Source organism: Gemmatimonadales bacterium (assembly GCA_030697825.1).
Lineage (GTDB): Bacteria > Gemmatimonadota > Gemmatimonadetes > Gemmatimonadales > JACORV01 > JACORV01.
In genome coordinates this window covers 1-11239 of record JAUYOW010000327.1, presented here as the reverse complement: position 1 = coordinate 11239, position 11239 = coordinate 1, and the positions used below count along the sequence as shown (strand labels likewise).

The 11239-nt window shown below is 70.1% G+C and carries 6 protein-coding genes; 1 reads left to right on the top strand and 5 read right to left on the bottom strand.

The annotated features are described in order from the left end of the window. Window positions 1–169 precede the first annotated feature (169 nt). Entirely contained in the window at window positions 170–784 is a 615-nt protein-coding gene (locus Q8Q85_16300; protein ID MDP3775821.1) for a hypothetical protein, read from the bottom strand. Continuing rightward, the gene (gene ligD, locus Q8Q85_16295; protein ID MDP3775820.1) at window positions 781–3348 is read right to left on the bottom strand and encodes a DNA ligase D; all 2568 of its coding nucleotides are present in this window, start codon (window positions 3346–3348) and stop codon (window positions 781–783) included. Before ligD ends, Q8Q85_16300 begins: the two co-directional genes overlap by 4 nt. Before the next feature lie 29 nt (window positions 3349–3377). Between ligD and Q8Q85_16290 the strand changes: the two genes are divergently transcribed. Beyond that, complete coding sequence (locus tag Q8Q85_16290) at window positions 3378–4274, top strand: Ku protein (GenBank protein MDP3775819.1); 897 nt, start codon at window positions 3378–3380, stop codon at window positions 4272–4274. On the opposite strand, the gene Q8Q85_16285 is transcribed toward Q8Q85_16290, so the two are convergent. From Q8Q85_16285 to Q8Q85_16275, 3 genes are all read right to left on the bottom strand, one after another. After that, entirely contained in the window at window positions 4275–6968 is a 2694-nt protein-coding gene (locus Q8Q85_16285) for a protein kinase (protein MDP3775818.1), read from the bottom strand. An 85-nt stretch (window positions 6969–7053) separates the two neighbouring features. Next, window positions 7054–9678: a protein kinase gene (locus Q8Q85_16280; protein ID MDP3775817.1), complete on the bottom strand. Its 2625-nt coding sequence runs from the start codon at window positions 9676–9678 to the stop codon at window positions 7054–7056. A 49-nt stretch (window positions 9679–9727) separates the two neighbouring features. Next, window positions 9728–11239 (bottom strand): hypothetical protein (locus tag Q8Q85_16275; protein ID MDP3775816.1); only part of this gene is annotated, 1512 nt, incomplete at its 5' end.

The window sequence follows — 11239 nt, the reverse complement described above, 5'->3', positions numbered from 1 at the left end:
CGCCGGCGGCGCCCGGCCGACCGGGCGAGGCGGCGCTGCTGCGGATCGAGGATGGTCGGGTGCTGCTCGGCGTACCCGGCATCAGTCCTACGGTGGTGAAGTTCGCGGAGGGGCGCCTGCGTCCCATCTACCGGCCGGCGCTCTCGATGCCGCTCTTCCGCGCCGAGTTCTAGAGCCGCTCCACCCAGGCGCGGACCGCACCGGCCAGCTCGCCGATCACGTCGGCGGGCGGCCGCTTCGGCACCTTGAAGGAATGGTCCCCGCCCTCGACCAGGTGCAGCGCGGCGCTCGGGCCGAGTCCTTCAACGACCGGTCGCAGCAGGTCGAGTCTCGCGAAATCGTCCCGCGTGCCCTGAAGGAACAGCATCGGCACGCCCACCCGCTCGAGGTGCGCCGCCCGCTCGATCCCCGGCTTGCCAGGCGGGTGCAGCGGGAAACCCAGGAACGCCAGCCCGCGCACGCCCGGTAGCGGCTTCTCCGCCTGCGCCGTGGACGTCATCCGTCCGCCGAACGACTTCCCGCCCGCGATGAGCGGCACGCCCGGCGCCACGCGCGCCGCTTCCTCCACCGCCTCGCGCGCGCGCGCGGCCGCCACGGCGGGGGCGTCGGGACGCCGGCTCTTCTTCTCCATGTATGGGAACTCGTAGCGCAGCGTGCCGACACGGTGCGACTCGAGCGCCTGGGCGATCGCCTCCAGGAACGGGTGGCGCATCCCCGCGCCGGCACCGTGCGCGAGCACGTAGAGCGCTCTCGCTCCCTCGGGCAGCGCGAGGAGATTGTTCACTGCTTCGGCTTTCGCTTTTCGAACCGCGCCTGCAGGCGCGCCAGCGCGTGAGGAAGGTCCGGCGTGAGGTCGAGCACCGAACCCAGCGGGTCCTCTCCGAGTTTCTCCATGCGTTTCGGCGCCGTCTTGATCGTGTACTTGTGCATGTCGAGCTTGGGCCCCACCTCGCTCCAGAGGAGCGGCATCGAGACCGGCGCGCCGGGGAGCGGCCTAACGCTGAATGGCGCCGCGAGCAGCCGCCCATGGCCGTTCTGGACGAAGTCCACGTACACCTTTCCCTCGCGCTTCGACGGCAGGCGCGTGACCGTGGCTATGTCGGGTAGCTCCGCGGCCACCAGCCGCGCGAGCAGGCCGCCCAGCGTCCGGGTCTGCTCGTAGGTGCACTGGCGCCCCACCGGGATCAACACGTGGAGCCCGGTGGAGCCGCTGGTCTTGATGAAGCACGGCAACTCGATCTCGTCGCACAGCCCGCGGATCATCTTCGCGATCGTGACGACGTGCGCGAACGGCGCGTCCTTGGGATCGAGATCGAGGATGCACCAGTCCGGGGTCTCGAGCGTGGCGACGCGGCTCCCCCAGATGTGCAGCGGGATCGCGCCCATGTTCGCGATGTAGAGGAGCGATTCCGGCGTTTCCGCCACGAAGTAGTTCAGCTCGCGCTGCGACTCGCCGCTCCACATCCGCACCGTGCGGACGTAGTCGTGGGCGTACTCCGGAGCATCCTTCTGGAAGAAGGACTTTCCGTCGATCCCGTCGGGATAGCGGGTCAGCACCACCGGCCGGTCCTCGAGATACGGCAGCAGCCACGGCGTGATGGCCCGGTAGTATTCGACCAGGTCGCCCTTGGTGTAGCGCTCGGCGGGCCAGAAGACTTTGTCGAGGTTGGTGAATTGGGGGAGCCGGGAGCGGGGAGCGGTACCTGTAGATGCCCGTCGCGGCTCGCGGTGCGCCGCATCGGGCACCGAAAGGTACCGCTCCCCGCTCCCCGCTCCCCGCTTCACACACTCTTCCTTCGGCTTATCCTCCCTCCACCTCAGGAACACCGGCTGCCTCAACAACCCGTCCTCGGTGAACTCCTTGAACCGCACCTCGCACACCAGCTCGGGCTCGACCCACACGCTCTCCTTGTCCCTCGGCACCGGCCCTTCGCACGGCGGCCTGGGCCGCCTCGCTTTCTCCAGCGCCTTCCCCACTTCGTCGAGTTGCTTGGCGTCGAAGCCGCTGCCCACCCGGCCGGCGTAGGTGAGCGCCCCGCCGTCGTACTGCGCCAGGTGCAGCGCGCCGAATCCGCTGCGCGACCCTTTCGGCCGGGTGAAACCGACCACCACGAAGTCGTCGGTGCGGTCGGCGCGGATCTTCAGCCACTCCGCTGAGCGCCGGGAGCGGTAAGGGGAGTCGGCCTTCTTCGCGACGATGCCCTCGAGACCCATGCGTTCCACGTGCGCGTAGAGATCCTCGCCCCGCGTCTCGAAGTGATCGAGGTACTTGAGCGCGCCCGCCGCGGGGACGATGCGGCGGAGCACCGCCTTGCGGGCCGTGAGTGGGAGGCCGCGCAGGTCGAAGCCCTCCGCCGCCACGAGATCGAAGAGATAGAGCGTGGCCGGCAGCTCGACCGCGGCTCGGCGTACGTCCGCCGCGCGGGTCAGCCGGCCGCGCTGCTGGAGCCGCCCGAAACTCGGCAGGCCGGCCGCGTCGTGGCAGACCACCTCGCCGTCCATCACCAGGCCGTCGTACGGCAGCGCCGAGACGGCGCGCGCCACTTCGGGGAAGGTGGCGGTGAGGTCGTGGCCGTTGCGGCTGATGAGCTTCGCCTCCCCGCCATCGCGCGCCGCGATGATTCGGTAGCCATCCATCTTCAGCTCGAACAGCCAGCCTTTCTTCGTGAACGGCCTCTCACGCGTCTCCGCGAGCATGGGCGAGACGTCCTTGGCCCGCACCGCGCGACGCGGAGCCTTGAGCCTCATCAACTCGCCGCGGATCGGCTCGGATGGGTCCTTCCGGGTCTTCAGGTCCTCGACCGTCAGCCCCGAGAGCACCGAGCCCGACGGAAAGTCATCACCGTTCAGCGAGACCAGCGCATCCCGCTCCTTGATGAGCAGCCACTCCTTCACGCCCTTCTTGATCTTCACCAGCGTCCAGCGGCCTTTGAGCTTGTGGCCGCGAAGGTCGAATAAGAGCTTGCCCTTCTCGAGCCCGGCGTGCGGGTCCTCCAGCGGCACCCACTGGCCGCGGTCCCAGACGATCACGGCGCCCGCACCGTAGTTGCCTTCGGGGATCAGGCCCTCGAAGTCCCCGTACTCGAGCGGGTGGTCCTCGACGTGGACGGCGAGGCGCTTGTCGGCGGGGTTCTTCGACGGCCCTTTGGGCACCGCCCACGACCACAGAACGCCGTCCATCTCGAGGCGCAGGTCGTAGTGGAGGCGCGTGGCGGCGTGCATGTGGACCACAAAGAGGCCGCCTGACGGCGTCGGCGCTGCGCCGAAAGGTTCCGGCGTCCGGTCGGCGGAACGCTTTGCGCGGTAAGCGCTTAGCGCGTCAGGGGGCGATTTCCTAGTTGCGGGCATGGGTTTAAGTCCATATGATAGCAATTCTTATGAGCGCACGTCCAATCGGCTCCGCTACCATCTCCTTCGGGCTCGTCTCGGTCCCGATCCAGCTCTATTCCGCCAGCGAGTCGGCGGCGTCGGTTTCCTTCAACTGGATAAACAAGAAGACCGGTGCGCGCTGCAAGCAGCAGTACGTGGATTCGAAGACCGGCGAGAAGGTCGAGAAGGACGAGATGATCAAGGGGTACGAGTTCTCGAAAGGCCAGTACGTGACCTTCACGCCCGACGAGATCAAGGCGCTCGAGGAGAAGTCCACGGGCTCCATCGACGTCGCCGAGTTCGTGCCCGCCGACCAGGTGGACCGCCTGTACTTCGACAAGGCCTACTTCCTCGGCCCGAGCAAGGGCGGCGAGCGCGCCTACAAGCTGCTCGCGTCGGCGCTCAAGAAGACGGGGCGCGCGGCGGTCGGCCAGTGGGCGGCGCGCGGCAAGCAGTACCTCGTCATGCTGAGGCCGGCGGACGGCGGCCTGGTGATGGAGACGCTGCACTACGCCGACGAGGTGCGCTCCATGAAGGAAGTCCCGCTTCCCGAGGGCGACGTCAAGCCCGCCGAGCTGGCACTTGCAATGCAGCTCATCGACCAGGGGAAGTCGGACGAATTCCGCCCCAAGACGTACGAGGACAACGTGCGCAAGCGGATGCTGGAGCAGATCCAGCGCAAGGTCGAGGGCCATGAGATCACGGCCGAGCCGACGGAGGCGCCGGAGACGCAGATCATCGACCTCATGGAAGCGCTCAAGGCGTCGCTGGCGAAGGGCGGGACAAGGGCGGGCGCGGCGGCCGACCGGAAACCCACCAGGCGGGCCGAGCGGGCGGCGAGGCCGGCGGCGGCCGTCAAGACGACGAAGATCAAGCTGTTGAAGTCGAAGCGGAAGACCGCCTAACTACCTGCCGCCACGTCCGCGCGGTCCGGCGCGGAACCGGTCGAACCAGTTCAGCGTGACGAAGACCGACTGCTCCGCCCCCTGCACGCGCTGGAACATGACGAACGTCTGGCCGTCACGGGTGACGTCGTAGGCGCGGATGAACCCGAACCCTTCGTACGTTCCCGCGAACAGCTGCGTCCGGCTTCCGACCTCGAACCCGCCCTCAGTGCGCACCGTCGCCGCCATCATCCTGTCGGCATCGCGGTAGAAGATCTCGCGCCCCACGGGGGACCATACCGGCTCCGTCCCGCCGTCCAGCGACACCTGCCACCGTCCGCCGGGCCCGGGGTAGGGCCGGACGTACACTTCGGCGCGCCCCGACTCGTTGGACACGTACGCCATCCACCGGCCGTCGGGCGACAACGAGGGAGCGTTGTTGTTGAACGCGCTGGCAAGCACCTGGCGTGGGGTCGCGGCGCCGGCGAGGCCCAGCTGCCAGATCTCCCCCCTAGACGCCTCCGTGGCCCGTCCCTGATAGACGAGACCGCGACCTCCGGGCTCGAAGGTCACGGGCGACCACGAACCGGCGGCCACGACCAGCGACTCCGGCGTCCCGCTCCCGTCGGCGGGCACCCAATAGATCTGGCTGGCGAAGCTGCTGATGCCGCCCGGTCGCCTCGCGTACGCGATGCGCCGGCCGTCCGGCGTCCACACCGGCACCCCTGCCGTGGTATCGAACGTCAGCCGCGTGCGGGTGCGCTGGACGAGGTCCACGACCCACACGTCCTGGGAGGAAAAGTTGGCGTCGGCGAAGCGCGTTACCGCCACGCGCTTGCCGTCGGGCGAGAGGCGCGGCGCAAAGTAATAGCCGGTGTCGGAGCCGGCGTCGCGCGCGGAACCGCTGCGGTCCACGAGCACCAGCCGGCTGCCCGCCGTGACCGAGGCCTGATACGCGAAGTCTCCGGAGCTCGAAACGCCCAGATTGCGGTCACCGTCCACGAAGGTCGGCACCTTGTCGGCCAGGGGCATCGCGGCACCGGTCACCTCGAGCCTCCGCGCGTCGAACGGGACCGCCGAAATGATGCCGGACGGGTCCGACAGCACGACGAATCCCGCCGTCACGTAGCGCGGGTAGGCACCCGGCTGCTGGAGGCGCTCCACTGCACCGGTGCGCCTGTCTAGCGTGGCGAGCTTGACCGTCCCTCCCACGAACACGGTGAACAGCACGGCGCGACCATCCGGCAGGACATCCGGCCACCGGAACCCCTCCCCGCTGTCCGGCTTCACCACTATGCGCGCGCTGCCACCGGCGGCCGGGACGTCGAGCAACCCGGAGTCCGACGCAAAGATGATGGTGTCCCCACGGCTCCAAGTCGCGCCAAACGTGGCGCCGACCACGTCGCACAACGGCAGCACCGGTCCACCCGCCAGCGCCACCTTCACCAGCCGGTTCCCCTGCCTGAACCCGATCCACTGCCCGTCGGCGGAGAAGAACGGAAGGATGCCTCCGTCCGAGCCCGGGATCGGCACCGGGTCGAGCTGATCGAGACCGCGCACGTACAACCGCTGGCCCGCCTGCGCCCGGCCCACGTACGCGATCCGCGACCCGTCGGGCGAGAACGCGATCGTGGATCCGGTCGCGCCCACCGGCTCCGACTCGCGCGGGAGCAGGATGCCGAAGCGGACCACCGGGCGGCCTGGGAACACCGGCTGCGGGCCGAGCCACTTCCAGAGTCCCGCGCCGCCCGCGGCCGCGAGCACCAGAAGGGCCCCGGCGCCGGCGATGCGCGACACGCGGCGCCCCACGCGCCGCGCCGGAACGGCGGCGCCGGGACTGGTGATCGCACCCGTCGCGGCGGGCGGGAGCGGGATGCTGCCGGGGTGGGTGAGCGCCAAGACGAACTGCGCGGCCGAGGCGAACCGGTCGGCGGGGAGCTTCTCCAGCGCCCTCTTCACCACGGCCTCGAGGTGCGGCGGGATGGTGTGGCGCTGCAAGATGAGCGAGCGCGGCTGCTCCGTCATCACCCGCGCGATGATCGCTTGCGCCGTCGGCCCCGTGAACGGCGGCTCTCCCGTCAGCATCTCGTAGAGCACGCAGCCCAGCGCGTACACGTCGGCCTTGGGCGTAATCTCGCGCTCCCCCATCGCCTGCTCGGGCGCCATGTAGTGCGGCGTGCCGAGGCTCATCCCCGTCTCGGTCATCCTGGTGCCGCCGCCGGCGCTGCTCACCGCCAGGGCGATGCCGAAATCGGCGACCAGCGCGCTCCCGTCGTGCAGCAGGATGTTCTCCGGTTTGATGTCGCGGTGCACCACCCCGTGACGGTGCGCGTAGTCCAGGGCGCTCGCGACCTCCGTCGCGATGCGCACCGCGTCGTCCACCGGCAGCTGCTTCTCCTTGACGAGCCGGTCGCGCAGCGATTCGCCTTCCACGTACGGCATCACGTAGTAGACGACGCCCTCGGCCTCGCCCGAATCGTGCAGCGGCAGGATGTGCGGGTGCTGCAGGTTGGCGGTGAGCTGGATCTCCTTGAGGAACCGCTCGCCGCCCAGGATGGCGGCCAGCTCCGGGCGCAGCACCTTGAGCGCGACCTTCCGGTTGTGCCGGACGTCGTGCGCGAGGTAGACGGTGGCCATGCCGCCCGCGCCGAGCTCGCGCTCGATGGCGTAGCGCCCTTCCAGCGTGGCGCCGAGACGGGTGATGGCGTCGCTCATCTCAATGTCCTGGACGGAGTGCCGACCAAGATACGGGCCGCGGCGATACCCGGCTAGCGTCGCCGCCCTTGCCCGGCGCAGGACTTCAGTGGCGCGGGGACGACGCCTCGAGGAGCCAGATGTCGCCCCCTTCGGGCTTCAGCCGGTCGAAGAGGATCCAGCGCCCGTCGGGAGACCACACCGGATAGTCGATGCGGACGTCTGAGTCATCGAAGGCGAAGGTGGCGTACGGCGCCGCGCCAAGCGGCGAGACCCACAGCTGGCGATGTCCGATCACGTCGGCGATCAGCGTACCACCCGGCCCGAACGACATGTGACTGCCACCGCGCACATCCAGCGGCTCGGTGCCGCCATCGGCCACGGACAACCGCGCGGCCGGGATCGTCGCGGGGTGGAAGAGCAGCGACCGGCCGCCGGCATCCCACACCTCGAAGTGCCCGGTGGCGCCGACGTGACTCAGCTGGCGCTGCGCCGACCCGTCGGCATTCATCAGCCAGATCTCCATGCGTCCTTCGCGGTCCGACTGGAAAGCGATCAGGGCGCCGTCGGGAGAGAACGACGGATTGATGTCCAGCCAGGCGCTGGTGGTGAGCCTGGTTGGCGTTCCGCCGTCCACGTCCACGACCCAGATATCCGCGTTCCCGCCGCGGGCCGAGAAGAAGGCGAGCTTCCGCCCGTCGGGCGACCACCGCGGCTGGTAGTCGCCGCCGGGACCGCGGGTGATCTGCCGGTCGGTGCCGTCCGCCATGGAGTGGATCCAGATGTTCATGTCGCCGCCGCGATCGGAATTGAACGCGACCAGTTGCCCGTTGGGCGACCACGCGCCGCGGCTGTCCTCGCGGGTGGTCACGACCACCGGCTCCGGAACGCCGCGCGGCCGGCCGGAGCCGGGGTCAACGGGCAGACGCCACAAGTCGGCGTTGAGCTGGAGCACGGTGAAGGCGAGGCCGTCGCCGGCCGCGGGAACGGTAAGCTGTACGTCCTGGCCGGCACCGGTGGTGATCTGCTCCGGCGGGCCGGCCGGCCGGCCCTCGGCCGATACCGGCACGCGCCAGACGTTGATACCGCCGGCACGGTACGAGGAGAAGTAGATCCCGCGCCCCGACGCCTCCCAGACCGGGTTGGCGTCGAGGAAGTTGTCGTCGGTCACGGTGAGGGTCGCGCGGGTGGCAGCGTCGATGACCCGGATGTCGAACCTGGTGTGATCGATGTACTGGAAGACGAGGCGTTTCCCGTCGGGCGACCAGCGCGGCAGCACGTGCGCCACCGCCTCCGAGCTGTCGAGCGACAGCTGCTGGGCGTTGCGCCCCCGCTCGTCCGCGACCCAGATGCGCCGGGACCCCGAGCGGGTCGCGTCGAAGGCGATGCGCGCGCCGTCGGGCGCGACCGCGGGATTGAAGGCATCCTCGACCAGCTTCTCCTCCGCGCCGCTCTCCAGGTCGCGCCGCCAGATGTCGCCGCCGACGAACACCCCGAACACGTCGCCGGGCTCGAGACGGACGCGCGGGCTGTTGGCCCTTACGAACAGGATCGCCCGGCCGTCCGGCATCCACGCCGCCTGGATGTTGTCGTACTCGCCCTGCGTGAGCCGCGTTTCCGCTCCGCCCGCCAGGTCGAGCCGGAACAGCTGGCGGCGGCCGTCGACGTTGCGGCTGAACACCAGGACCCGGCCATCGGCCGAGAGCGCCGGGTACTCCTCGACATCCCGCGAGAAGGTGACCTGCCGGAGCGTCACAGCGGCGGGACCGCGATCCACCGCCCCGCCCCGTCCGCGGAACCAGATGCCGCCTAACGCTACGGCTACGACCACCGCGGCGGCCGCCAGCAAGCCCCGGCGGCTGCTCCGAGGCGCAGGCACCGCCGCCGCCGGTGGAGGCGCGGGCTCGGCCCGCCGCCCCAGCGCCGCGAGGAACTGCTCCGCGGTGGCGAACCGGTCCGCGGGGTTCTTGGCCAGGGTCCGCGCCAGCGCCGCCGCGAGCGGCGCGGGAACAGACGGCCGGAGGTTGGTGATGGCGGGCGCCTCGACGACGAGGTGCTGATGCACCACGCTCTCGACCGTCGGCCCGGTGAACGGGGGCTGCCCCGCCAGCATCTCGTACAGCATGCAGCCCAGGGTGTACAGATCGCTGCGGCCGTCCAGGGCACGCTCGCCGGACGCCTGCTCGGGGCTCATGTAGGCCGGCGTGCCGACGGCCATCCCCGTCTGCGTCAGGGTTTCGCCGCCGGCCGCCGTGATCGCCCGGGCGATGCCGAAGTCGGCCACCACCGCGTGCCCGCTCTCGAGCAGGACGTTCTCCGGCTTTATGTCCCGGTGGATCACGCCGTGCGCATGCGCGTAGCCCAGGGCGTCGGCCACCTCGCGCGCGATCTCGAGCGCCTCGTCGAGGGGCAGCTGCTTTTCGCGCGTCAGGCGGTCGCGCAGCGACTCGCCCGCCACGAACGGCATCACGTAATAGAGGAATCCCCCGGCCTCGCCCGAGTCGTAGAGCGGCAGGATGTGGGGGTGCCGAAGGTTGGCGGTGAGGTGGATCTCCTTGAGGAACCGCTCGCCCCCGAGCATCGCGGCCAGCTCCGGCCGCAGCACTTTGAGCGCCACCTGGCGGTCGTGCTTGAGGTCTTTGGCGAGATAGACGGTGGCCATGCCGCCCGCGCCGAGCTCGCGCTCAATGGCGTAACGATCGGACAGGGCCGAAGAGAACCGTCCCGGCACGTCACTCAAGGGCCAAACTCGCGGGGCCGGCCGCCATCGGTCGCGTCACTCACCGCGCCGCGCCGCTCACGCGTCCCCCCGAGCGGGCGAGATTCGCGAACCAGTTGAGCACCACCATTATTGTCTGGCCGCCGGTCTGATCCGGGCGGACCATCACGAAGGACCGGCCATCGCGCCAGACATCGTAGTTGGTATAGATGGCGCCCTGAACGAACGGGCCGGTGAACAGCTGGCGCACGTCGCCGACCGCGAAGCCGGGCTGCGTCCGCACGCTCGCCTGCATCATCGCGTTTCCGTTGCGGTAGAAGATCTCGCGCCCCGAGGGCGACCAGCGCGGCTCCGTGCCGCCGCCGTTCGACACCTGCGCACGGCCGCCCGGTCCCGGGAACGGCCGCACGTACACCTCCGCGCGGCCGGACTCGTCCGAGGCGTACGCGAGCCAGTGGCCGTCGGGCGACAAGGCCGGCGAATGGTTGTCGAATGCCCGGCTGCGGAGCAATTCTTGCGGCGAGCGTTCCCCATCGAGGCGCACGTGGCCGAGGTAGCGCTTGTCCCCTCCCACCCCGCGGCCCGCGCGGAAGACGAGCGTCCGTCCGTCCGGCGTGAAGGTCCCCGCCCACTGGTCAGCCGGAGCAACGAGCAGCGATTCGGCCGGACCACTGCCGTCCGCCGCGATCCACGCCAGGTCGACCCCGTTGCCCCGGCGCGAATAGACGACGCGTCGGCCGTCGGGCGTCCAGATCGGCCGCTGGGCGGACCGGTCGAAAGTGAGCCGCGTCAGGATCCGCTGCGACCGGTCGAACACCCAGATGTCGGCGGATCCGGCCTCTTCCACCGTCACCGCGATGTGACGTCCGTCGGGCGACAGGCTCGGAGCGTTGAAGTTGTGCGTCGCGGTCCCGAGATCCCGCACGCTGCCGTCGATGCCGACGAGCACCAGCGTTCCACGGCCCGCGGCGCCGGCCGCGAACGCGAGCGACCCGTCGCGAGAAACGCCCATCTTGGCGGTGCGGCTGTTCGGGCCCACCTGAACGCTTTCCGCGACCGGCATAGGTGCCGCCGTCACTTCCAGTCGCCCGGCGTCGAAGGGGAGTGCAACGACGTTGCCCGTGCTGAGCGTGGTGCTCGAATCGATCGAGGCGACGACGACGTATCCGCTCGTCACATAGTGGGGATTCCCGCCGAACACGTCGAATCGCTTCACCACACGGCTCGCCATGGTCACGGCGGCCAGCCGGTCCGTCGAGCCGGTGGTGATCGCGAAGAGCACGGCCCTGCCAGCCGGCAGGAACTCGGGCCACCGGTACGATTCCCGGGAGCCGGAATCGGGAGCCGCGACCGGTACCGGCAGCCCGCCGGCGGCGGGAACGCGCATCAGGCCGCGGCCGTCGGCGAACACGATCGTGTCGCCGTCGCCCCAGCTCGCGCCCCAGAAGCCGCCGTCGATGTCGCAGATCGGCAGCGCGGGCCCGCCGGCGAGCGCCACCTTCATCAGTCGGCTGCCCGAGCTGAAGCCGACCCACCTTCCATCCGGCGAGAAGAACGGATTCGTGCCGCCCGT